Origin of the sequence: Sediminicola sp. 1XM1-17, from assembly GCF_037203765.1 — a bacterium.
In the GTDB taxonomy this organism is placed as follows: domain Bacteria; phylum Bacteroidota; class Bacteroidia; order Flavobacteriales; family Flavobacteriaceae; genus Sediminicola.
This window is the reverse complement of the sequence record NZ_JBBCAS010000002.1, coordinates 348253-371445: the sequence shown is the minus strand read 5'-3', so window position 1 is coordinate 371445 and position 23193 is coordinate 348253. Positions and strand designations below refer to the sequence as shown.

Annotated in this window: 22 protein-coding genes; 3 read left to right on the top strand and 19 right to left on the bottom strand. The window is 39.8% G+C overall.

Going from position 1 to position 23193, the window contains the following annotated elements:
• Positions 1-204 precede the first annotated feature (204 nt).
• Positions 205-867: an endonuclease III domain-containing protein gene (locus WAA86_RS04690; protein WP_337299825.1), complete on the bottom strand. Its 663-nt coding sequence runs from the start codon at positions 865-867 to the stop codon at positions 205-207.
• Between the two features lie 52 nt (positions 868-919).
• Between WAA86_RS04690 and bcp the strand changes: the two genes are divergently transcribed.
• A complete protein-coding gene (bcp, locus tag WAA86_RS04685; RefSeq protein WP_337299824.1) occupies positions 920-1372 on the top strand; it encodes a thioredoxin-dependent thiol peroxidase in 453 nt (150 codons plus the stop codon).
• Positions 1373-1434: 62 nt separating this feature from the next.
• On the opposite strand, the gene WAA86_RS04680 is transcribed toward bcp, so the two are convergent.
• Positions 1435-2892 carry a TonB-dependent receptor gene (locus WAA86_RS04680; protein WP_337299823.1) on the bottom strand — a complete coding sequence of 486 codons (1458 nt, stop codon included), beginning with the start codon at positions 2890-2892 and terminating at the stop codon, positions 1435-1437.
• 88 nt (positions 2893-2980) lie between these two features.
• On the opposite strand from WAA86_RS04680, the gene WAA86_RS04675 reads away from it, so the two are divergent.
• Together WAA86_RS04675 and WAA86_RS04670 are read left to right on the top strand one after the other, a co-directional pair.
• On the top strand, positions 2981-3745 hold the full coding sequence (locus WAA86_RS04675) for an MBL fold metallo-hydrolase (protein ID WP_337299822.1): 765 nt from the start codon (positions 2981-2983) through the stop codon (positions 3743-3745).
• Positions 3746-3760: 15 nt separating this feature from the next.
• Complete coding sequence (locus WAA86_RS04670; RefSeq protein WP_337299821.1) at positions 3761-4255, top strand: hydrolase; 495 nt, start codon at positions 3761-3763, stop codon at positions 4253-4255.
• Here the strand turns inward: WAA86_RS04670 and WAA86_RS04665 are convergent.
• The 17 genes from WAA86_RS04665 to WAA86_RS04585 all read right to left on the bottom strand — a co-directional run bounded on the left by WAA86_RS04665 (position 4252) and on the right by WAA86_RS04585 (position 23192).
• Positions 4252-4911: an alpha/beta hydrolase gene (locus tag WAA86_RS04665; protein ID WP_337299820.1), complete on the bottom strand. Its 660-nt coding sequence runs from the start codon at positions 4909-4911 to the stop codon at positions 4252-4254. The genes WAA86_RS04670 and WAA86_RS04665 overlap by 4 nt on opposite strands.
• A 1-nt stretch (position 4912) precedes the next feature.
• Positions 4913-5236 carry a hypothetical protein gene (locus WAA86_RS04660; protein WP_337299819.1) on the bottom strand — a complete coding sequence of 108 codons (324 nt, stop codon included), beginning with the start codon at positions 5234-5236 and terminating at the stop codon, positions 4913-4915.
• A gap of 10 nt (positions 5237-5246) precedes the next feature.
• Complete coding sequence (locus WAA86_RS04655) at positions 5247-6497, bottom strand: dihydroorotase (RefSeq protein WP_337299818.1); 1251 nt, start codon at positions 6495-6497, stop codon at positions 5247-5249.
• Positions 6494-8413, bottom strand: coding sequence for a BatA domain-containing protein (locus tag WAA86_RS04650; protein WP_337299817.1), 1920 nt, complete (start codon positions 8411-8413; stop codon positions 6494-6496). The genes WAA86_RS04655 and WAA86_RS04650 overlap by 4 nt, the downstream gene beginning before the upstream one ends.
• 143 nt (positions 8414-8556) lie before the next feature.
• The gene (locus WAA86_RS04645; protein ID WP_337299816.1) at positions 8557-9564 is read right to left on the bottom strand and encodes a glycosyltransferase; all 1008 of its coding nucleotides are present in this window, start codon (positions 9562-9564) and stop codon (positions 8557-8559) included.
• Positions 9565-9734: 170 nt separating this feature from the next.
• A complete protein-coding gene (locus WAA86_RS04640) occupies positions 9735-11255 on the bottom strand; it encodes a bifunctional GNAT family N-acetyltransferase/carbon-nitrogen hydrolase family protein (RefSeq protein WP_337299815.1) in 1521 nt (506 codons plus the stop codon).
• 176 nt (positions 11256-11431) lie between these two features.
• Positions 11432-12073, bottom strand: coding sequence for an SGNH/GDSL hydrolase family protein (locus WAA86_RS04635; protein WP_337299814.1), 642 nt, complete (start codon positions 12071-12073; stop codon positions 11432-11434).
• Between the two features lie 91 nt (positions 12074-12164).
• Positions 12165-13238 (bottom strand): AI-2E family transporter, encoded by a 1074-nt coding sequence (locus WAA86_RS04630; protein ID WP_337299813.1) that lies wholly within the window; start codon positions 13236-13238, stop codon positions 12165-12167.
• A gap of 53 nt (positions 13239-13291) precedes the next feature.
• Complete coding sequence (locus WAA86_RS04625; RefSeq protein ID WP_337299812.1) at positions 13292-14083, bottom strand: DUF3050 domain-containing protein; 792 nt, start codon at positions 14081-14083, stop codon at positions 13292-13294.
• A 167-nt stretch (positions 14084-14250) separates the two neighbouring features.
• Positions 14251-15525, bottom strand: a complete 1275-nt coding sequence (locus WAA86_RS04620; protein WP_337299811.1) for a mechanosensitive ion channel family protein — start codon at positions 15523-15525, stop codon at positions 14251-14253.
• Positions 15526-15638: 113 nt separating this feature from the next.
• Positions 15639-16373: an MIP/aquaporin family protein gene (locus tag WAA86_RS04615; protein ID WP_337299810.1), complete on the bottom strand. Its 735-nt coding sequence runs from the start codon at positions 16371-16373 to the stop codon at positions 15639-15641.
• Between the two features lie 24 nt (positions 16374-16397).
• Positions 16398-17888, bottom strand: coding sequence for a glycerol kinase GlpK (gene glpK / locus WAA86_RS04610; protein WP_337299809.1), 1491 nt, complete (start codon positions 17886-17888; stop codon positions 16398-16400).
• 63 nt (positions 17889-17951) lie between these two features.
• The gene (locus WAA86_RS04605) at positions 17952-19520 is read right to left on the bottom strand and encodes a glycerol-3-phosphate dehydrogenase/oxidase (protein ID WP_337299808.1); all 1569 of its coding nucleotides are present in this window, start codon (positions 19518-19520) and stop codon (positions 17952-17954) included.
• 207 nt (positions 19521-19727) lie between these two features.
• Complete coding sequence (locus WAA86_RS04600) at positions 19728-20075, bottom strand: hypothetical protein (RefSeq protein WP_337299807.1); 348 nt, start codon at positions 20073-20075, stop codon at positions 19728-19730.
• Positions 20076-20202: 127 nt separating this feature from the next.
• Positions 20203-21693, bottom strand: a complete 1491-nt coding sequence (locus WAA86_RS04595) for a S10 family peptidase (protein WP_337299975.1) — start codon at positions 21691-21693, stop codon at positions 20203-20205.
• A gap of 180 nt (positions 21694-21873) precedes the next feature.
• A complete protein-coding gene (locus WAA86_RS04590; RefSeq protein WP_337299806.1) occupies positions 21874-22638 on the bottom strand; it encodes a TIGR02757 family protein in 765 nt (254 codons plus the stop codon).
• Positions 22635-23192: a CPBP family intramembrane glutamic endopeptidase gene (locus tag WAA86_RS04585; protein ID WP_337299805.1), complete on the bottom strand. Its 558-nt coding sequence runs from the start codon at positions 23190-23192 to the stop codon at positions 22635-22637. Before WAA86_RS04585 ends, WAA86_RS04590 begins: the two co-directional genes overlap by 4 nt.
• Between the last annotated feature and the right edge of the window lies 1 nt (position 23193).

Below are 23193 nucleotides of genomic sequence, written 5' to 3'. Positions count from 1 at the left end.
AACATAACTAAGCTATTATATATGGAAAGAATTTACTCTACAAAACGAAATACATGCAAATTGGCTAAGGCATGTCCAGAAACTATTCAGTTTTTGATGAATTATTCTAGATCTTTACAGATTGTAGAATACAACAATATGCAGTTCGAAAATAATTTGAACTAACATCTAGTAGTTCCGAAATAAAACAAAAAAGACCTATGATTAGGTCTTTTTTTGTTTTAGATAGTATTCGTTCAAGATAGTTTTGCGTCCTATGGTCTTGGTGATGATGTCCTTTTCCAGATCCCAACCCCGTGCTGGAGAATATTCCCTGCCATACCAAATGATCTGAAGGTGAAGATCATTCCATAATTCCATGGGAAACAATCTTTTGGCATCTTTTTCGGTCTGAACTACATTTTTTCCGTTGGTAAATCCCCATCGGTACATTAATCTATGAATATGGGTATCTACGGGAAAGGCGGGTATACCAAAAGCCTGGGCAACCACTACGCTTGCTGTTTTATGGCCTACGGCCGGTAATTCTTCCAACAAAGCAATATCTTGGGGTACCTCTCCATCATATTTTTCAATCAATATTTTTGACAAGCCATGTATTCCTTTCGATTTCATAGGGGAGAGTCCAACCGGTCTGATGATGTCCCTGATCTCCTCGACGCTCAACTTTACCATATCAAAAGGGTTATCCGCTCGCTCAAACAATAAGGGCGTAATCTGGTTTACACGAACGTCTGTACTTTGGGCAGACATTAGCACAGCAATCAGCAACGTGTATGGGTCCTTATGATCCAAAGGTACCGGAATGGTTGGGTAAAGTTCCTGAAGTGTTTTTATAGTGAAGCAGACCTTTTCGGCTTTCGTCATTTTTGTTTAATTTTACAATAGAAATATGAAACACGAATTTAAATAAAAAAAGATGAACACACTAAAAGAGGGTGATAAAGTACCGGCATTCACTTCACAGGACCAAGATGGTAACCCCATTTCCCTATCCGATTATACGGGCAAAAAATTGATTGTATTTTTCTATCCGAGGGCCAATACCCCAGGATGTACAGCAGAAGCCTGTAACCTAAGGGATAACTATACGGAACTGCAAAAACAGGGATATCACTTGCTAGGGGTCAGTGAAGATTCCCAGACCAAACAGCAAAATTTTAAAAACAAATATGAATTTCCTTTCCCACTATTAGCAGACGAGGACCACACAGTAATCAATACCTTCGGGGTGTGGGGACCAAAAAAATTCATGGGCAAAGAATACGACGGTATCCATAGAAAGACGTTTATTATTGACGAAAAGGGAATCTTGACCAGGGTAATAGATAAGGTAAAGACCAAGGACCACGCCGCCCAGATATTGGAATAAGGAGCAATTAAAAAAAAAGCGCCCCAATACAAATGGGGCGCTTTACGTTTATAATGGAATTATTATTTGCTTTCCTCTGCCTTAACCAGCTTTTTGGTAAACAAATCTTTCTCTTTGATGATCTCTGCGATTCCTTCAGGGAGTTCTGCTTCCCAACCTTCATCTTTATTGATAATCTTCTTTAATACGTCCCTTGAGAATATGTGCAGGATTTCTGGATCGTAATCAATGATATCCATTACTTTTCCGTTGTACTTGAAGAATTTGTAAAGTTCTTTCATCCTAGGGTGAACCTTGACGTTGTTACTGGTCATGATCTGTCCGGTTTCTTCATCCTTCATTGGATATAGGTACACTTTAAGATCTTTAAAGAACAGTTTACCAAAGGCTTCCAAAATACCACCACTTAAATGTCTGTAGTATTTCTCGTCAAATACTTCCACCAAATTATTTACCCCCATGGTAAGGCCAATTCTGGATTTGGTGTAGTTGTTGAAATATTCCACCAGTTTGTAATACTCTCTAAATTTGGAGATCATTACGGTATGTCCCAAGGAGCAGAGCAGTTCCGCCCGATCCATAAAATCCTGTTCGTCTATTTCACCAGAGGCTTTAAGGTTGGATAGCGTAATCTCAAAAATTACAATGGTATTATTGATATCTACGGTCTGTTCCCGAACGAATATGTCGTATGATTTCTGGAACATATCCAAGTTTACCTTGGTAACCGGTCGGAAACTGCCCCTTAAGGCCAAAATATTCTTTTTGTACAAGATTGCAGCCGGTAACAGGTTGTTTCCATCCGGGCCGAACATTACCGCATCGGTCATGTCGTTCTTAATAAGCTGTAGGCTCATTAAACGGTTGTCCACATTTTTAAAGTTGGGACCAGAAAAGTTGATCATATCAATTTCAATGGTATCCTTATCTATATGATCATATAAATATCTCAATATTTTTTTTGGCTGATCGTATTTATAGAAGGCACCATAAATAAGGTTGACCCCTAAAATACCCAAGGTTTCCTGTTGTAGCCTAGCTTCATTCTGCCTGAATCGGATGTGTAGCACGATCTCATCCCACTCTTTTTGGTTGGGGTCTAATTGAAAACGTATCCCGACCCATCCATGTCCTTTAAATTTTTTCGCAAAATCAATGGTTGCAACCGTGTTTGCATAGGAGAAAAACAGTCTGTCTGGATGCTTCTGACGGCTAATGCGCTCTTCTGTAAGCTGCATTTCATATTCCAACATTCGCTTTAGCCTGGATTGGGTAACGTAGCGGCCGTCTGGCTCAATGCCATAGATAGCGTCACTAAAATCCTTGTCATAGGCACTCATCGCTTTCGCAATGGTCCCGGAAGAACCACCTGCCCTAAAAAAATGCCTGGCAGTTTCTTGCCCTGCGCCAATTTCAGCAAAAGTTCCGTATATGTCCGGGTTTAAATTTATCCTTAAGGTTTTTGCCTTAATGGAGGGGATATTTTCAAATGCGGTATCTTTATTTAAGACAGAAGCCATTGTAGTTGTTTTACGTGCAACAAAGTTAAAAAGATTGGGTTATCTATTAAATAAATAAGTTATAAATTTGGAATAAATAGGTGATACGTTGAAAATTACTTTTTTAGGTACCGGAACATCTCAAGGAATCCCTGTTATTGGGAGCTCGCACCCTGTTTGTTTAAGTAAAAATCCAAAGGATAAAAGGCTAAGGGTGTCGGTAATGGTATCTTGGGACAACTTTAATTATGTCATCGACTGTGGGCCAGATTTTAGGCAGCAAATGTTGACACATAAAGTTACCAAAATGGATGGGATTTTATTCACACACGAGCATGCCGATCATACCGCTGGGATAGATGATATACGTCCTTTTTTTTTTAGGCAGGGAGACATCCCAATCTATGCCCATGAAAGGGTAGCAAATTCATTGAAAAAAAGATTCGATTATATTTTTGCCGGGGAAAATAGATATCCCGGAGCTCCAGCTGTTGAAGTCAACATCGTGGAGAACAATAAGCCCTTTAAAATTGGGAATGCGATGGCCGTCCCCGTGGAGGCCTATCATAATAGGCTACAGGTGTTTGGCTACAGAATTTTTGATTTTGTCTACTTGACCGATGTCAAAACCATGGCAGAAGAAGAAATAGAAAAAATAAAAGGTGTTAAGGTTTTGGTAGTGAACGCCTTGCGTGAAGAGGCGCACCATTCCCATCTCAATTTAGAGGAAGCTTTGGACTTTGTAGCCAAGGTAAAGCCTGACAAGGCCTATTTTACACATATCAGCCATATGTTGGGATTTCATGAGGAAGTGGAGAAAAAACTGCCAAAAGATGTACATTTGGCGTACGACAATTTAATTTTAAACCTTTAAGAATTCTGAGTATCCATGAAGAGCAAAATATTTTTATACCTATTCATCTTTGCCGCTTTAATAGCCTTGTACCAATTTGTCAGCGCCAACAATATGGTCAAGGATAAAAATGGAAAAATAGAGAGTTTGGAAAAGGACATGGTCCAAATGCAAGATTCCGTTCAAAAACTAAACCTAAAAGTGTTGGATGTCCAATATTTTACATTGGACAACAATGATGATGCTTTGGCCTATTATGATCATTTGAACGTAGAGGATCCTTCGCGTTATATAGAGGATAAATTACTGGAAACCAATGAATCCAAAGGAGATAATCCCCTAGTGCCTTATGAGGGTATGGAAGGAGATTTCAAGATCAATAAAATTAAGACTTTGAACCATAAATGGATCATCGCTGATTTTTCTGATGGCCAATATTGGGGCGAAATATTCTTAAAATATGAGCTCAAAGATGATCTAAGTGTAGATTTTACCTTATTGGACCATCTTTTGTATGCCAGAAGTAATTAAATTTTGTCTTCCAGCCATTTTTTAAAGGAATAAAAGTTCTGTGGGGCAACGCCGTGGCCCACAGGGAATTCTTCATATTTATGTTGAATTCCCAAAGATTCTAAGATTCCGGGTGCTTTTTGTGCCCAATCTGGAGGTATGACCTGGTCCACCATTCCATGGGATGCATAGATATTGAGATTTTTGTGATCTTTTTCAGTATAGTCTTTTATCAATAGATTTTCATTGATATATCCACTAAGGGCCACTACGTTTCTTACTTTTTCAGGGTAGGACAGAGCAACCGCATAACTTAGAATGGTACCCTGACTAAAGCCCAATAGGGTAATTCTACTTTCATCCAAGTGATAGGTACTACAGGCCTCATCAATAAATTTCACTATTTTTTCCCTGGCAATAACCGCTTGGTCCTCATCGCTCCATTTTCCATTTTGGGCATCAAAATTAATGGCGTACCATGCATTGCCGTATGGGGGCAAAGGGTAGGGGGCGCGTACGGATACAATGCACAGTTCTTCCGGCAGTTCATTGGCAAAGGAGAAAAGATCCTCTTCATTGCTACCATAACCATGGAACATGAACATGACAGGGGGTTTTCCAGTTTTTAAGGATGATGGCCTTATGATATGTTGTAGGGAAAGGGGGGCTGTAGTCATATTATTGAATAAATGTGAACCATTTTTGAAAGAAATCACCAACCAAGGGGACAATTTGTTTTTTGCCTGAAATAGCTCCTATAAAACCATATCCCCATAAAATTAAGTAAGAGATGTACAATCCATACCATGCATAGGCATTGAACCACTGACTTAAGAATAGGGCAAAACCGAGGAAAAATAAATGCAACCCAAATGCTTGACGGGTATGGAACCGTGCAAAGTCATTTTTAGGTTCCATATTCATGGTTATTGCGATCAATGCACCTACCATTGTGAAATATGCGACTATTGCCGTAGTTCTTCCTTTTTGAATATCTTCCATGTAATATGTTTTATACTATTTGACCGTTAGAAACAATACCCAAGGCCTTTCCTTTTAGTTTAGCACCTAAAAACATACTGTTTTTGGAGGTAGACAATATATGATTGGCATCAAAGGTATATTCAAAATCCGGGTCAAATAGGGTTAAAGTAGCTTTCTCGCCTTCTTTGATGTTGGGAGTATCTAGACCAAAACGTTCTCTCCCTTTGGTCAGCAACGTTATTGTGGTTTCCAGATCCAGAAGTGTGTTCAGGCCTCCAAATGCACTTTCCAAACCAATGCTACCGTTTGCTGCGTTGTCAAATTCTACCCTTTTTTGCTCAATATCCATTGGGATGTGGTCTGAGGTCACGGTGTCTATAGTGCCATCTTTAATTCCTTTGATCAACGCTTTTACATCATTTTTGGCCCGTAAAGGTGGCATAGTTTTGAAATGGGTATCGAATTCTACCAAATGATCATCCGTAAAAAATAAGTTATGGATAGCCACGCTGCAGCTTACATCCAGTCCCTTTTTCTTGGCTTCAGCTATTAGTTTCACAGAGCCGGCCGTAGATATGGTGGGTATGTGCAATTTTCCACCGGTATATTCCAAGATAAAAAGATCCCGGGCAATTTGTAATTCTTCGGCCAAGGAAGGGATTCCTTTCAATCCTAATTTAGTAGAGACCTCTCCTTCATTTACCAACCCCTTTCCTGCAATTTTCAGGTCCAAGGGATAGGACATGACCAATCCGTCGAAATTTTGGGCATATTGCAAGGCTATCTTTAATAGATTGGAATTTTCCAAGGCATGTTTAAAGTCGTAATAGCCCACTGCACCTGCACTTTTCATATCGTACAACTCTGCCAGATCCCGGCCCTCTCCTCTGACTGTCAGACAACCTAAGGGGTACATGGTGGTAGCATGTCCCTGTGCGGCATTTTTGAGAAAAACAATATCGGAGCTCGAGTCTGGAATAGGATGGGAAGTAGGATTGAGTACTATATCGGTAAAACCACTTTTGGCCGCTGTACCCAGTCCGTTGGCTATGGTCTCTCGTTCCTCAAAACCAGGTTCACCAAAACTTACACTGTTGTCGAACCATCCAATAGAAACATGTAAGTTGGGATACTCAATGATTTTTACTTTAGATGGGGCATCTATCTTGGCGGCTATTTTTTCTATAGTACCATTTTTAATAAGGATATCCCGACGCTTTAAATGTAGGTCTTTGTTGTTGGTATCGAATATTTTGGCTGATTTTAAAAGTATGTTCATTTAAGAATTTTTTGGATAAGAACTTCGACCAACATGAATAGTAGTGCAAAAATAATAAACCATTTCCAAAGCTCAGTAATGCTGTTCTCTTTTTCAAGGGATAGGAACAAGGAATTTATAGAGTCCGAGGTAGAGATAGCTGATAAATTGTCCATATCCATAAACCTAAGTTCACTTTCGTTCCGGGGATTATTAAAACTTATATTTTTTAGGGTCCTTCCATTTTCGTTGATTGAAAATAGGCCGTCCCTATTGGGGACATTGGTAAAGCTGAGGGTTGTTTTGTTGGTGTAGGATTTTTGTTCGGGAATAACCTCGTATTCCTTTTGTGACAACTTCAGTATCTGATCTTTCCCCAAACTTACCGGAATGTCAATTGATTTATGCTGACCCAAGATTTCATAAAGATCTGCCATTTTTAAGCTATTCATGCCCATGGTATACAGGGTTGGCACTATTAAAGGCGAGTTTTTGAAGTTGGATATATCCTCGGATAGGGGAGCAGTAAAAAAATAGAAACCCTTGGCCCCGACCAAAAAAGGGGCACTATTTTCATAGGAGAGTAATTGTGGGGCCTCCGTTTTAATTGCATAGAATTCCGATACCTTGGGGTATTGAAAATTGACCACTTTCTTATCAAAAACGTTTTGATAGAGTGGATGTGAAAAATTAATGGATACTATATTGCGTTCCCCCTCAATTTTTTGGGATATGCCGGTCTTGTACAACCCATTCAAAAAGGCGTTATAGGAAGCTATGACCGAGTTTCTTGAAGGAATGACCAATAAACTACCTCCATTTTCCTTGAATGTGCTTAAAACAGAAGCCAATGACGTAGGTATTTCCTCCAATTCATTCAATATGATCATCTGCTGTTCGTCTATGGCGCTATAATCCAATTTGTTCAAGGGCGTACCGGAAAAGACAAATTCATCATCAGTAAAAATTCGTGTCAAAAAGTTATCCTCGACACCATTAATGGCCAGAATTTTTATTTTTTCTTTTGGTGCCACATTAAAATAAAGCACATTATCATAGCTTAATCCCGCATCAGAAATTTCCAAACTTCCATTTATTTCTGTGTTATCTGGGACGGTGAAAGACACTTTCGCTTTATTGTTGTTGAATTGTGCAGCGGTCTTGGCTATTAATTTACCGTTGTTATATATGGAAACCGGGGTGTCTTCTATTTCTCCATGGGCCGAGAGCAGGGCTTCCATTTCTATATTATCAGGGGTATTGGAAGAAATATAAATTGAATCCAAGGAAATATTATCTAAATTTTCGGATTCCAATTGTACCAGGTGCCGATTGTAAAAACTTGAGGAATCCAATGATTTTGAGGCCATAACCTCTTGAAAATCGGATATGACCACCAGATTTTTAAGGGAAGGTTTGGAAGCATCGAAAAAAGTACTCCCCTTTAAATAAATATCGTTTAAGCGCAATTGGTTGTTAGAATATTCAAGGGCCAATAGCTCGTTCTGAATGTCTTTCAATTTAACATCCCTAAAAACCTTATCATTGGTAAATAGCGTAAAAGTCTCATCTTTGGGCAGGGACTTGATCAATTGCTGAATACCACTATTTAGTTTGGTTTCATTATCATCGATTGCTTGGAGGCTAAATGAATTGTCCAAATATATAACAGTCTCCTTTTCTTGGAGGGCTGTTTTGCTGGACAGGAAAGGTTGCGCAAAGGCAATTACCAAGGCCGTAAACAGCAAGATTCTAGTGGCTAAAAGCAACCACTTTTTTAGTGTACTGCTCTTTCGGGATTGTGACACTACTTTTTGTAATAGCTGTACATTGGTAAAGGGAGTTCTTTTAAATTTTCGAAGTTGGAAAAGATGTACAATAATAGGGATGAGTAGAAGAAATAATGCCCAAAGTAGTTCCGGATGTTTATACTGCATTCCCTAGTTTAATTTTCCAAATATAAATAAAAAGCCCCACTCCCTTTAATTCAATATGGCTTAAATTTCCGTAGCTGAAATATGGAGTTCTATACGTTCTCAGATCAAAGCTTTTATTGGGTTGGCACTTATAAAAATTGGTGCTAGCAGAAAAAATAATAGTCTTTTAATGGCCTCAATTGTAGACCCTTCAGGTGGTCGTGGATAAAACTTTGGGCTTCACTGTTTGCTACCGTTACTATTACCTGTGGTTCCATCATGGGGGTCATCGTACTAAAATGAAGGAGTTCCTGCCCATAAATATCCTTTCCTATTTTGTTTGGATTGTTACAGATCCAATGGAAATCGATTTTCCTTTCTAAAAGGTTCCGGGCAATTTCCTTACCCTTTTTTCCTGCACCCCATAACACCAAAGGTCGGTGCTCCCTATAGTTCAACCTTAGGAAATAATGGAGCTTTATATCCAAGAAATAATTTTGGGCATAGTGTTCACTTGTTCTGGAAGCCCTATAGTCATAGTCTCTCCAATAGTGCAAAATCTCATCGCTCGGGATACAGATGAACTTTTGTTCGTAGCATCGGAATGCCAAATCATAATCTTCTGGATATCGGTTAGATTCAAAAGCCCCACATCTATCAAGGTCAGATTTGTGCAGCATCCAGCAAGGGGAGGGAATAGGACATTCCTTATAGATTTCCGTAAAATTGGATCCCGTGAGGGTCAACTTGTTCAACCACTTTTCATATTTATAATATCCGTTCCCAATTTCCCCTTCACAAAAATATTTCACATTTCCAATCGCAATATGCCCCTTGCCTTTGGCCATCAAGTTTTGTTTCATGGTGTCCAACTTTGTTGGGAACATCAGATCATCCGCATCCATTCTGGTGATCAGCTCCCCTTTGCTGAGGGTGTAGGCCATTCTTAAAGCTTCTATAATGCCCTTTCCCTTATTGTGAAAAACTTTGATTCTTGTATCTTTTTTTGCGTATTCCTCCATGATGAGCATGCTATTGTCAATGGAATGGTCATTAATGGCCAAAACCTCCCAATTGGTATAGGTTTGCAATAAGATGGAGTTAATACAATCGGCTAAGAATTCCGAGGTATTTTTAAAGGGAATCAAAATACTTACCAAAGGATTTTGCATGGATTATAAGATCACGTTATTACGGATTTCCATAGGGTTAGTTCTGCATCAAATGAACCGTTTAATTTACGTTTTTTCCAAGGTATCTGTTCCTTAAAATCAGAGTCCAAATCATTGAAGGAATTTCTTCTTGACAACGATTTGGACTCCAGATCTATAAGGGGTTTTGCTTATCTTTTTTTCAATTCAAAAAGATCCTTCCGTCTGTCCCTCAAATTTTTTACAGCTCCAAATTGGTTCAGTTCCCTTAGCAATTCTACATCAACATCCACAATCAGGATCATTTCAGTATTTGGTGTGGCCTCTGCTTTTATTCCGTTAGCCGGGAAAGAGAAATCACATGGTGTAAATACCATGGATTGGGCGTATTGTATATCCATGTTGTGCACCTTTGGAAGGTTGCCCACACTTCCTGCAATAGCCACGTAGCACTCATTTTCAATTGCTCTGGCCTGGGCGCAGTTGCGTACTCTGGAAAACCCATTTTGGGTATCGGTCAAATAGGGAACAAATAATATATCCATTCCATCATCTGCCAGGATTCTGCTCAATTCGGGAAATTCGGAATCATAACAGATCAAAATACCAATTTTACCACAGTCGGTATCAAAGGTTTTCAATTGGTTACCTCCTTGTAGTCCCCAAACTTTTGCTTCGTCCGGTGTAACATGTAATTTTTCATATCGTTCTCTGGTTCCATCACGCCTACACAAATAACCTACATTATAAAGTCGGTTATCCACTATTTCCGGCATACTTCCCGAAATAATATTAATGTTATAGGTAATGGCCAATTTCGTAAACTGTTCTACAATGGCAGTGGTGTGCTTTGCAAGCTCCCTGATAGCCGCCGGTTCTGACAAATGGTTGTTTTCAGCCATTAGTGGGGCATTGAAGAATTCTGGGAATAGTGCAAAATCAGATCTATAACCAGAGACTGCATCTACAAAGTACTCCACCTGCTGCATCAGTTCCTCTAGGTTTTTATATGGACGCATTTGCCACTGGATCAAACCAAGTCTTATTAGAGTTTTGGTCGTTTCCGCTTTCTTTTGAGGTTTGGTGTAGTAGATATTGTCCCATTTCAATAACACGGCATATTCTCCAGATGCTTGATCTCCTTCCATGTAACCTTTCAATAATTTCTCCGGATGGAAGTCATTGGCCATTTGAAAATTGAGTACCGGATCATGAATCTCTTTTCTTTTGACTTTGGCAATATATTCTTTTGGAGATATATCATCAGCGTATTTATGATAGTTCGGGATTCTTCCCCCAAAGGCTACCCCTTTTAGATTTAAACGCTCGCACAACTCTTTACGGTAATCGTAAAGTCTTCTACCCAAGCGCATTCCCCTAAATTCAGGTTTTATAAAGACATCGATGCCATATAGTATATCACCATCAGGACTATGGGTGGAGAACATATAATCTCCCGTAATCTCTTGATAGGTATGTTGGTCATCAAAACTATCATAATCTACAATAATGGACAGGGCGCAACCAACGATTTGATTGTTGATTTTAAGCACTACCTGGCCCTCGGGGAATTTTTTTATCAAGGTATCTATTTGATGTTCCCTCCAATAAGAATTGGGAAAATTGGTATAGGAATCGATCATAGCAGATTTTAGTTCTTGGTAATCCTCTATGGTCAAATATTTAAGTTCAATATTTTCAATTTCTTTCATTACTTCTACTTCTGATTAGATTTTTAAAGGTATCGAATAATTATGATTTGGAAAAAAATCATTTGGGTCCGTCCAACTTCACATGGATTAGGGATTGAACCCGTTTATATGGTAGTTAGGTCTACAGGGACCAGCTACAATATTAGGAAACATAGTCTATGGAACAATTGGCAGAATTATTGGTTCACAGTTTTATTAATGGCAGCAATAGCCAGCGGAGCCATAATTTTATAGCCCGATTCATTTGGGTGAACACCATCATAGGTATACTGCTTTTTTAACCCATTTTTGGCGTCGACCATTGCCGTGAAATAATCCAAATAGACCAAATCATTGGCTTCGGCATAGGACCTCAAGGATGTATTCAAAGCGATAACTTTTTGCGCAGGCTCCAATCCAGGTGCCCAAGGGAATTCAGAGGCTGGTAATACTGAGGCCAATACGACCTGAATGCCGTGCACTTTTGCCAGTTCGACCATGGAAAAAATATTGTCCTCTATCATCTTTTGTGTCGCGGGACCAGTATTTCCAGCAATATCATTGATCCCGGCCAATATTATTACCACTTGAGGCTGCAGATCTATTACATCCTGTTTAAAACGAAGCAGCATTTGGGGTGTGGTCTGCCCACTGATGCCCCTATTGATATAAGCTGGGTTGTTGAAAAATTCAGGATGGTGATCACTCCATCCTTCGGTAATGGAATTGCCCATGAACACAATTCTTCCTTCTTTGGGCAACTCCTTCTGCAAGGCCTCATTAGCTTCCCTATACCTATCTAGGTTGGCCCAATCCTGCGCTGCCATTGAGACTGTCATAAAAAAAGTGAAGATTAATGTGTTATAGTAAATATGGGATAATGGCATGATCAGGTTATTTAAAGGCCAATGAAATACCAATTCAAAAAAATTAAGACACCTTTCTAATAGAATTTATTCCCAAACCCACTTTTATTTCATCACCGGAAATAATCTTGGCAATAATTCTGGTCCCAGGAAATTGTTCCAGTATAATTTTTATAAAAACGGTAATAGGTATGGCCAAAATTAGTCCGGGCACTCCCCAGATATAGCCCCATAGCATCAACATCACCAAAATTGTTATGATATTGATGGAGAACGACTTCCCCATAAATATTGGCTCCAAAATAGAGCCTAACAATACTTGTACGCCGGTGATTGAAAGGATAAAGAACAAAAGAACGTTTACTGAGTCTATCCCGACGAAAGCAAAAATGCTCAAGAATATGACCGTTGCAAAGGATCCTATCATCTGCACAAAATTGATCAGAAAGGCAAATAATCCCCAAAAGATCGGAAAATTCACATCAAAAAAATAGCACGCCAGACCAGTTCCTACCCCAGTAAAAAAGCTTACCAGGAACTTGACCTTAATAAATTTTATAAGATCCTTTTCTATTTTTCTGAATGCTTTAACAGAGGAATGCTTTTGTTTGATGATGGTGGAATTCAATACTTTTTGGACGTTGATGGATTCTGATAACCACAAAACTGCGAAAAAAACTGTCATCAACAACATGGTAAGGGTACTTCCAATGAAGCTAAGGGTCGGCACAAAATTGGACATGACATTGTCCTTGTTCAGCAGTTGCCCATACACATCGTCTCCCTCTACCAATTCCATGCCCAACGATTTTTCCAAATCACCGATAATAACGTTCAATTTTGCCTCTGCCTGCTCTAAAAATGATTGATCGGTAGATAAAATTTCGTTGCTGGTAAGCTGTATCAGTTCTCCCCCAATTTTAAAAAAACAGGCTATAATGAAAACTATGACCAAAATACTGATAGGTTTGGGAACCTTTCTTTTGTTCATGCCCCGCATTAATGGCAAGAATAACAATGCGATGAACATGGATGAGACCAGCGGAATAAAAATAAAGGATAATATTTTGAGTAGGTAGAATACCAAGGGCACCACAATGACCAGTAATAAAATATTTGTTGTCCTAAAATCTTTCATATCGTAAATTTTATCTGGCGCCATTTTCAGCATCTTGCTTTTCCCTTTGGGAATTAGTTCTGCAGCTGCAGTTTTTTGGATTCAATTTGGTTAGCAATGAAATCCCATAATCTAATTCTTTGATCCAAGGCTTGTAAGGCAACCTCTAAGGTTTCATCCCATTTATTCTGGTCATCCCCACATAATTCAGAGATCATTTTTAAGGATAATGGCCCGTGCTCATCTCCATCAATTTCTACATGTCTTTTCAAATAATAGGAAAGTTTGCTGTATGATTTGGAGGCACCCCCTTTTTCTTCATTCTTAATTATTTCAATAAACATATCTGGAATCAAGTCTTCCCTACCAAAAGTAAATGCCGAAGCTATCAGATGGGGCTTGCCCGTTGCAATTATGTCAAAGGTGAACTGAACAAAATCCTTAACTGCGCTTTCCAAATGTACTTTTTCACATGCTTTTGAAACGTCATGGTTGCTATTTATGAGCTCAATGAAATGATCGATCTGAGCTGTTTTTGCACTGATCTGATCCATAGCGTCCAAATACATATCAAAATGGCTTTTTGGCTCCCCAAGTTCATTGATATCACTTTCTTCCCCGTGTACAATCTCGTTAATAAATCTTGCCAAGGTTGCATTTGGTCTAGGAGTCCAAGGAACCGTTGTGCACGTTAAATTGATTTGGAGCGCCTTCAATAATGACATAAAATCCCAAACTGCAAAAACATGATGTTGCATGAAAATTTTAATATCATTTACCTCTGATAACCTGGTATACAATTGATGGTTGGCCAATTGTTTTCTTAAACCGTCGATTTCCTTTTCAATTCTATTGATCTGTTCCATTTTCGAAAAATAATAAGCATGCCAATTCGTTGCCTTATCTCAATGGGTTGTTTCCATTTTAAAAACTCGAACAAAAAGGCGCAATTTTTTGGAGGTAAAGATAAACGACGATACCTTTTTAATGAAGCGCTTTAACAAGAAAATATGATTCTTTTCTAGCTGTGTTATCAAGGCATATTTGGATTGTAAACCGAATTGTCGTACTCAAATATTTCCAGATCAAAATAAGGAACGGCTGCAAGTATATGGTCAAATATATCTGCCATGATATGCTCATAATTCTCCCATCTTCTATCGGCGCTAAAAGCGTAAATCTCCAAAGGTATACCTTGGGGTGTTGGTGCCAGGTGCCTGGCCATGAGCATCATATCTTTGTTGATGGCAGAATGGTTGGACACGTAACTTTCCACATACTTTCTAAAAACCCCAATATTGGTCAAGTTTCTTCCGTTTATGGCTATTTCTTTATTGATATTGTTGGTAGTATTATAGTTGTCAATATCATTTTCCCTTCTATCCAAATACGCTGAAATAAGCTCTATCCCCTTTAGCCTCTGAATATCTTCCTTGCTAAGGTATTTAATGCTTTTTTGTTTGATCAACAGGGCCCTTTTGATCCTTCTTCCATCAGAATTCACCATACTCCTCCAGTTTTTGAACGAGTCGCTTATTAGTGCGTATGTAGGGATCGTAGTTGTGGTGTTATCAAAATTCTTGACCTTTACGGTAGCCAAATTAATTTCGGTAACGTCTCCATCGGCACCGTACTTTTCAAAGGTGATCCAATCGCCAATCCGGACCATATCATTGATGGACACCTGAATGCTGGCAACAAAACCCAGAATGGTATCCTTAAAAATCAGGATGACCACAGCCGAAGCGGCCCCTAATGTTGTTATAAATTGAATAAAAGGAAACCCTGTAATTAGGGCCACAGCAGAAGTTATGCCAATCACCCAGGCAAAAATCATAAATACCTGAATATAGCTGTCTATAGGTTTGTCCCGTAAATGGGGCAGGGTCTTAAAATAACTCTTGAGGGTGTTCAACAAGCTTCTTACGATCCATAAGATCAAGATGATACTGAAAATATGTAGACCTTTCTGCGCCAATTTTTCCGCATTATCGAAATCTACCAGAACAATGGGGATAAATTCGATAGCTATGAACAGGGGAACAATATGGGCAACATTCCTCGGAACCTTGTTCGTTACCAAAAAATCGTCAAAGGTGGTGGTTGTTTTCTTTGCGAATGCCGTAAAGGCCTGGATCAATATTTTTCTGATAACAAAATCCACGATGCTAATGATCGCTAGCATCGAAATAAGTAGAGCCAACATATTGGCATATTTGGCCAAATTCTCCGAAAATCCTAGGGCTATAAAATAGTCATAAAGGGCATGGGCCAATTCCGGTAATATGAGTTCTTTTTTACTTATCATAATGACGGCAAAAGTATCAAATAGATACTGTTAATCAAGTATATTAACAACCTTTTATATTATCTCATCCAATAGACTTTGTCAGATTGATTTTAGGATTAAAATAAAGCGGTTTACATGGATGAGAAAAGAAGAAATAACCCTGCAGCCAACATGGCACCGATTATTGGTCCGAGTATCGGGATTAATGCATACTTCCAATCGTTGCCCATCTTGTTTTTGATGGGCAGTAGGGCATGAACAATTCTCGGTCCCAAATCCCGGGCCGGATTGATGGCATATCCAGTGGTTCCACCCAGTGACAAGCCGATGGCCCATACCAAAAAGGCTACGGGTATGGCCCCAACAGACCCCAAACCAACCACGGTTTTGGTATCTGTAATGGTGGCGTCCGTGAAATACAAAATGGTGAATATCAATACAAAAGTCCCTACAATTTCACTGATAAGGTTTGTTGGATAATGCCTAATGGCAGGAGAGGTGCAGAAGACCGCTTTTTTGGCAGCCCCATTATCTGTTGCCTTGAAATGGGTTCTATACACGGCCCAAACAAGAAAAGAACCAATCATGGCACCTATGAATTGGGCCAGAATAAATAAGGGAACAGATTCCCATTGAAATTTTCCCGCGAAGGCAAGCCCTATACTTACAGCAGGATTTAAATGGGCTCCACTGTATGGGGCAGCTACAACTACGCCAATATAAACTGCTAGGGCCCAACCCGTAGTAATTACAATCCAGCCACTATTATTTCCGGCAGTCTTGCTCAATACCACATTGGCCACAACACCACAGCCCAATAAAATAAGCAGGCCAGTACCAATAATTTCAGCTAAAAAGGGAGTCATAATATATTAGTTTGGTTGGTACATTTATTTTGCCCAAAATTGCAATGCTTCGACGGCCTTGTACCATCCTTTAATGCCTTGTTCAATCTCATCACGTTCCACAGTAGGGGTGAAGTGCACATCGGTCTGCCAGATCTCTTGTATTTCTTCCATACTATCCCAATATCCAACGGCCAGACCAGCTAAATAGGCAGCTCCCATGACCGTGGTCTCAATGACCTTGGGCCTAATAGTGGTGGTGTTCAAAACATCCGATTGAAATTGCATCAAAGTATTGTTTACCGTAGCCCCACCGTCTACCCTTAGTTCCTTGATGGTCAATCTTGCATCGGCCTCCATAGCTTTGAGGATATCCATGGTTTGATATGCGATGGATTCAATGGCAGCTCTGGCCACATGGGCATCTGTGGTGCCCCTTGTTATCCCAAAAAGGGTGCCCTGAGCCTTTTGGTTCCAATAGGGGGCCCCCAAACCTGCAAAGGCGGGTACAAAGTATACACCCTCCGTACTGCGGACGGAACTGGCTAGTGCTTCAATATCGGAAGATGATTTTATTATTTTAAGACCGTCCCTGAGCCATTGCACCACGGCCCCTGCAACAAAGACACTCCCCTCAAGGGCATATGTGGTCTTTCCATTTATTTTCCAGGCTACTGTGGTCAATAAATTATTCTTGGAGACTATAGGCTTTTCGCCAATATTCATAAGCATAAAACAACCGGTGCCGTATGTGTTTTTAACCATTCCTGCTTTGGTGCACATTTGGCCAAACAATGCGGCTTGTTGGTCCCCAGCAATACCGGCAATCGGTATTTTGCCCGCGATTATGGTTCCCGAGGTATGACCATAGAGTTCACTGGATTGTTTTACTTGGGGCAGCATACTTTTCGGAATATTGAAAAGTGCCAACAACTCATCATCCCAAGCCATGGTATTGATATTGAAAAGTAAGGTTCTGCTTGCGTTGGTAACATCTGTGATATGCTTTTCACCCAAGGTCATTTTCCAAATAAGCCAAGTATCTATGGTGCCCAATATCAGATCTCCGGCCTCTGCTTTTTGGCGTGCGCCTTCAACATGGTCCAAAATCCATTTTACCTTGGTAGCGGAAAAATAGGAATCGATGACCAATCCTGTTTTTTCCCTGATCAGTTCAGATTTGCCCTGTGCTTTCAAATGATCACAATACTGGGCTGTCCGCTTATCCTGCCACACAATGGCATTGTAGATAGGTTCTCCCGACTTTCTATCCCAGACCACGACCGTCTCCCTTTGGTTTGTAATACCAATGGCAGCAATATTGGAACCGTTCAACCCTTTTTTTACAAGAGCCTCAGCGGCGATCCCTGCTTGAGTAGACCAAATTTCCAGTGGGTCATGTTCTACCCATCCAGGTTTTGGGAAATATTGGGTAAACTCCTTTTGGGCAGAAGAAACTATGTTTCCGGCCTTATTGAAAATCACAGCTCTGGAACTAGTAGTTCCTTGGTCTAGCGCAATAATATATTGGTCCATCCTCTAAATTTATAAAAGATTTGATCAAAATGTAACCTCAAAAACAATATGTTCTTGCTTATGCTACAAGATATAGTTTTTCGCAATGCTTTTGAACGCTGTAATTTGAGCATTTTTCCATTCCGTTGATCTGTTGAGCTCTTTGGCCATAATATCCGCAACCGTCGGAGCCATTTCCACGGCTGCTCTGGCATCAAGAAAAAGTGCCCTAACCCGTCTGGCCAAAACATCCTCCAAGGTTCTGGCCATTTCATTTCTCACGGCCCAAACCACTTCCGCCTTTAAAAATTCCAATTTGGGATGTAATTTTTCACCCAGTGTCGTGTCCTTTTGTATTAGGTTCTTTATGCCCTGACTATCCGTTCCATAGATATATAGATGGTCATTTCGGTCAATATTTTCTGTCGATCCATGTATACGAAGCCCTATGGTCTTACATTTTCTATGTTCCAGTTTGCCTAGGGCTATGACCTTGTTCAAGGTATCCTGCGCCATTCTCCGATAGGTAGTCCATTTGCCTCCAGTGATTGTAATAAGTCCGGAATTAGCTACGATTATTTTGTGACTTCGCGATATTTCCTTGGTTTTTTCAGATTTATCTTTAGGTGCCGCCAATGGTCTTAAACCTGCATATATGCTTAACACATCTGATCTTTTTACTTCTTTGGACAAATATCTATTGGTAGTGGATAAAATAAAATCAATTTCTTCCTCCAGTGCCACGGGTTCCAAACTATGGCTGTCCAAGATAGTATCTGTGGTCCCAACAACAACTTTATCATGCCACGGTACCAAGAACAAAACTCTACCATCATCTGTTTTTGGTATCATAATGGCATCCTTTCCAGGTAAAAAAGAATTGTCCAAAACCAAATGTATCCCTTGGCTGGGACGAACCATATTTTTTGCCGCTGCGTTATCCATTTTAAGGATTTCGTCTGTGAATACTCCTGTGGCGTTGATAATGGCCTTGCCCCGTAGGGTGTGGGTAATACCAGATTCCCTATCCTGGGCAATAACCCCATTAATCTGGCCATGGTCATCTTTGGTTAATTTTTGGACTTGGAAATGATTTAAAAGTGTAGCTCCGTTTTCAATGGCACTTTGGGCAATATTGATTGCCAATCTGGAATCATCGAATTGACCGTCGTTATATACGACTCCTCCCTTTAGATGTACTGTTTTCAAGGTTTCCAATCTTTCTATGGTCTCTTTTCTGCTGATATGGAAAGATTTTCCCATACTCAGTTTACCTGCTAAAAGATCATAAATTTTTAATCCAGTGGTGTAAAAGAAACCTCCCCACCATCGATAATTTGGAATAACGAAGGATTGGTTAGTCACGAGGTGTGCAGCATTCTTGAGCATTAAGCCTCGTTCAAATAATGCCTCCCGGACTAGGCCTATGTGCCCCTGAGCTAGATATCGAACGCCACCATGTACCAACTTTGTGCTCCTGCTGGATGTTCCCTTCGCAAAATCTACTTGCTCCAAGAGTATGGTTTTGTATCCCCTGGTTGCGCTGTCCAAGGCTATGCCCAATCCTGTAGCACCACCACCTATGATAATTACATCCCAATTTTCGGTATCATTTAAACCGCCAAGAATTGTTTCCCTGTTAAAAATATTCACATGAAATTTTTTAGTAGTGTTCAATAGTAAGACAAAAAAAAGGATTCATCATTCTCTTGAAATCTAATTGAAAAAAATGAAAGTGGCTGCAATTGATCCCAATAAAAATTTGGATCATAGTAATAAATGCCCATAGGCGAAGGAAATGTCCAAAATAGATCCTTGTAACTGTGCATTGATGCCGGATATGGCAGTATAGAAGGTAGTTTATTTGAACAATTCCCCTGGTTCAATGGCTTTTTTGTCCAGTAACCACTTCTTGGCGTCATTGGGTTCTACAAACATTTGCATATAAGCGGCCCTATTCACTGCCACGCTCTCGGTAAGTTTTGTCATGTGGTCTGGTGGCCACACCACGGCCAATTTAACTTTGGAACGTAAAACCTCTGCGATTTTTTCGCCAATAAAAAAGCGGTCGATGGTAGGAGCATTGGTTTCTTTCAGATCTTCTCCTCTGATGAGCATCTTAAAGATTCCCTGTGATTGGCACTCATGCCATATAATCTCCGGCATCTGGATAAAGTCTTGATAGTGATAGGATCCAGTTATTTTCATAACAAGATGATCCGGTTTTTTATGAATTGTGTAGGTACATTTGAGCATTCCAGGTAAAATTGAAAAGATGTATCCAAGGCTTTAAAAAAGTGACAGCCCATATCAATGGGCTGTCACAAATTGTGTTTTAATATTTGGCAGAAGTTCCCTTACTACCTGAATTTAGGATAAATTCCCTTATATCGTTGTTGGCATTCTGCAAATCCTCTTTTCTGAGGTACATCATATGTCCACTTCTGTATCCCTTGAAACTAAAACGATCTTTCATTCGTCCACTGGGATCTATCTGCCACATGGTATATTTGGCATTGAAGTAAGTAGTTGCTCCGTCGTAGTAGCCCGACTGGAACATTACCTTCAAATATGGGTTTTGGGCCATGGCCTGCCTTAAATTGTCCCTTGTCTCATCATCATTGTTGTCCCATGGGTGCACAGGTCCGAACATATTATATTTAATGTCCGTTTTGAATTTCAATTCTTCCTGCAGGTAATAATTAATGGCCGGAGTAAATGAGTGAAGCCATGAGGTAATCTCCGAATTGTAATCGGGGGAATCGCCAGCCAATTGTTTGTCCAGCCCCAAATATCGGGAATCCAAACGACCTATCGTATATCCACTCTTATCCCTTAATAAAGCTTTCCAAAAATAGCTGGTGGGGATTATCAGATTGTGCTCCAATATTTCTTTCTCTGTAAGTCCTGAGTAGTAGGACATCTTTTTTGCAACCTCCATTTTTTCAGAATCCGAAATAAATCCACCTTTGGCCAAGGCTGGAATAAGGGTGTTCAGGGTATAATTTTCGGATTCCGGTAAAATATCCAATAGGTCTTTCTGTTGTAAAGTAGGGTCCAAGGCTTTTTGATACCATGCGGCAGCAGTAAAATAGGGTAAGTTCAGGGCATCTGAAACAGGGCCGCCCACACGTATTACTTTATAGTCCGCTGGGGAAACCATGATTACCCCATTGAGATACATCCATTGCCTGTTCTGTAGTTCCAAGGCCAGTCCTGCTACGCGGGTTCCACCATAGCTTTCGCCAATGATATATTTTGGGGAACGCCATCTGTTATTTCGGGTTACAAAGGTATTCAGCCACTCTGCCAAATAATTGATGTCGGCATTGATACCAAAGAACTTGGATCTATCCACTTCTTTGCCGCTTACAGGAATGGTCCTGGAATAGCCTGTATTGGCAGGGTTTACATAAACAATATCCGCAACATCCAATATGGAATAAGGATTCTCCTTAACACCATATGGCTGTACCGGATACCCCTCATCATCTATTTTAAGTATTCTAGGACCTGTGTAGGCCAAATGCATCCAGACAGATCCAGAACCGGGACCACCATTAAATGAAATGACCAACGGTCTTTCTTCTGTACTTTTAACATTGTTTCTGGTGTAATAGGTGTAATGGAGTGCGGCTATTGGTTTTCCCATTTCATCCCAAACAGGCTGGGTACCTATTTTTGCCGTATAACTGAACGATGTCCCGTTAACAGTAACACTGTGTTGTGAAACTACCGTGGTATCGATAGGCAGTGTTCTGTCTTGGGCCATTGAGAGTAGGAAGGTGAAGGTAATAGCAATGAGGGAGAGTGTAGTTTTTTTCATCATAGTTTTAGTGATTATTGAATTCTCTAAATTTAATTATTTATTAGAGAATGACATCAGGCAGTGGGAGGGCAAAGTGTTAAAACTATCGTAAATTTTAAGAGATTTGAAGTTCCCCTGATCTCATTGTTGCAACCAAATATTAAATAAAAGGTGTACCCCAAAATCGTTCAATCTCGTTTAAAACTTTTCAAAAACACCTAGGCCAAATAGTGCAAAATCATATTTTACGGGATCATTTGGATCTAGTTTCCGTAGGCTTTTATCCAGCTCGGCCAAAGCCTTGGCATCGTTTTGTTTCCGTTTTAAAAGGCCTAATTTTCTTGCAACATTGCCCGAATGTACGTCCAACGGACAGGAAAGTATGGCCGAAGGAATTTCCTTCCATAAACCAAAATCCACTCCGGTAGAATTGTCCCTTACCATCCAACGTAAATACATGTTGATCCGTTTGGCGGCCGACCCTTTCAAAGGATCTGAAATGTGCTTGGTGGTTCGTTTGGGATGTGGAATTTCAAAGAATATTTCCTTAAACCTAGAAATGGCAGGTTGTATGGTATCCTTGTCCGAACCAGTAGTGAAAATACCCTCAATGCCCCCGCGGTTTTGATAGATATGTTTTAAGCTTTTTACAAAATGTTCCAGGTCTTCACCATTGAAAGTTCTGTGAACGAAGGGCCTTAATTTTCCCAAATCTTCTTCAGTATGATTCATGATAAAATCATATGGGGAGTGATCCATGAGCTCCATTAATTTATGGGCATTGGCTATAATACTTTTTCGGTTTCCCCAGGCAATCGTGGCTGTCAGAAATCCACTGATTTCGATATCCTCTTTGCGATCGAAGAGATGTGGAATTTGTATAGGATCACTTTCCAAAAATTCAGGAAGGTTGTATTGAATTACCTTGGCATCCAAAAATTCTTTTAGGTCACTTTTTTTCATTCCAAGGGGATATTTAAAATTTTGAGCATCAGTACCGGTCCCAATAATACGGTATTAAAAGTGGCATGTAACAGAATAGACCACCTAAGTCCCAATTTCACTCTAATATATCCAAGGAAGACACCTGCCATAAGCTGGGGAGCAATAAGCAATGGGGCAAAATAAAAGAGCGCTAAGTCTCCTTTAAAATTAAAAATATGGACCAAGCCGAACAGTAGGATGGAAGTGTAAAAGGCATGTTTGAAATAAGGACTGTTCTTGAAAAAAACCAAGGGTCCCCTAAATAAGAATTCTTCAAGGCATGGGGCAGCAATACTTACCAAAAGAAAGATGATCCAAATTGAATATTGGGAAAATAACTTTTCTGTGGCATGTTCACCAAATTCCAAATTCAATATTTCGGCCAGTGCACCATTGAATATTGCTATGGAGAATGCCAGTAAGAGCATCCATTTCAAGAGCGAAAAGAACATGACTTTCTTGTACCTGCTTTGGGCAGTTTTATACTCTAGGTATTTGGGATTTTTTAAAAATTTCCAAACGTTGTAAAGCATC

What these genes read in the sequence shown, in the direction of transcription:
- WAA86_RS04690 (WP_337299825.1), bottom strand. Translation starts at nt 867, where the DNA reads ATGACGAAAGCCGAAAAGGTCTGCTTCACTATAAAAACACTTCAGGAA.
- bcp (WP_337299824.1), top strand. Translation starts at nt 920, where the DNA reads ATGAACACACTAAAAGAGGGTGATAAAGTACCGGCATTCACTTCACAG.
- WAA86_RS04680 (WP_337299823.1), bottom strand. Translation starts at nt 2,892, where the DNA reads ATGGCTTCTGTCTTAAATAAAGATACCGCATTTGAAAATATCCCCTCC.
- WAA86_RS04670 (WP_337299821.1), top strand. Translation starts at nt 3,761, where the DNA reads ATGAAGAGCAAAATATTTTTATACCTATTCATCTTTGCCGCTTTAATA.
- WAA86_RS04665 (WP_337299820.1), bottom strand. Translation starts at nt 4,911, where the DNA reads ATGACTACAGCCCCCCTTTCCCTACAACATATCATAAGGCCATCATCC.
- WAA86_RS04660 (WP_337299819.1), bottom strand. Translation starts at nt 5,236, where the DNA reads ATGGAAGATATTCAAAAAGGAAGAACTACGGCAATAGTCGCATATTTC.
- WAA86_RS04655 (WP_337299818.1), bottom strand. Translation starts at nt 6,497, where the DNA reads ATGAACATACTTTTAAAATCAGCCAAAATATTCGATACCAACAACAAA.
- WAA86_RS04650 (WP_337299817.1), bottom strand. Translation starts at nt 8,413, where the DNA reads ATGCAGTATAAACATCCGGAACTACTTTGGGCATTATTTCTTCTACTC.
- WAA86_RS04645 (WP_337299816.1), bottom strand. Translation starts at nt 9,564, where the DNA reads ATGCAAAATCCTTTGGTAAGTATTTTGATTCCCTTTAAAAATACCTCG.
- WAA86_RS04640 (WP_337299815.1), bottom strand. Translation starts at nt 11,255, where the DNA reads ATGAAAGAAATTGAAAATATTGAACTTAAATATTTGACCATAGAGGAT.
- WAA86_RS04635 (WP_337299814.1), bottom strand. Translation starts at nt 12,073, where the DNA reads ATGACAGTCTCAATGGCAGCGCAGGATTGGGCCAACCTAGATAGGTAT.
- WAA86_RS04630 (WP_337299813.1), bottom strand. Translation starts at nt 13,238, where the DNA reads ATGAAAGATTTTAGGACAACAAATATTTTATTACTGGTCATTGTGGTG.
- WAA86_RS04625 (WP_337299812.1), bottom strand. Translation starts at nt 14,083, where the DNA reads ATGGAACAGATCAATAGAATTGAAAAGGAAATCGACGGTTTAAGAAAA.
- WAA86_RS04620 (WP_337299811.1), bottom strand. Translation starts at nt 15,525, where the DNA reads ATGATAAGTAAAAAAGAACTCATATTACCGGAATTGGCCCATGCCCTT.
- WAA86_RS04615 (WP_337299810.1), bottom strand. Translation starts at nt 16,373, where the DNA reads ATGACTCCCTTTTTAGCTGAAATTATTGGTACTGGCCTGCTTATTTTA.
- glpK (WP_337299809.1), bottom strand. Translation starts at nt 17,888, where the DNA reads ATGGACCAATATATTATTGCGCTAGACCAAGGAACTACTAGTTCCAGA.
- WAA86_RS04600 (WP_337299807.1), bottom strand. Translation starts at nt 20,075, where the DNA reads ATGAAAATAACTGGATCCTATCACTATCAAGACTTTATCCAGATGCCG.
- WAA86_RS04595 (WP_337299975.1), bottom strand. Translation starts at nt 21,693, where the DNA reads ATGAAAAAAACTACACTCTCCCTCATTGCTATTACCTTCACCTTCCTA.
- WAA86_RS04590 (WP_337299806.1), bottom strand. Translation starts at nt 22,638, where the DNA reads ATGAAAAAAAGTGACCTAAAAGAATTTTTGGATGCCAAGGTAATTCAA.
- WAA86_RS04585 (WP_337299805.1), bottom strand. Translation starts at nt 23,192, where the DNA reads ATGCTTTACAACGTTTGGAAATTTTTAAAAAATCCCAAATACCTAGAG.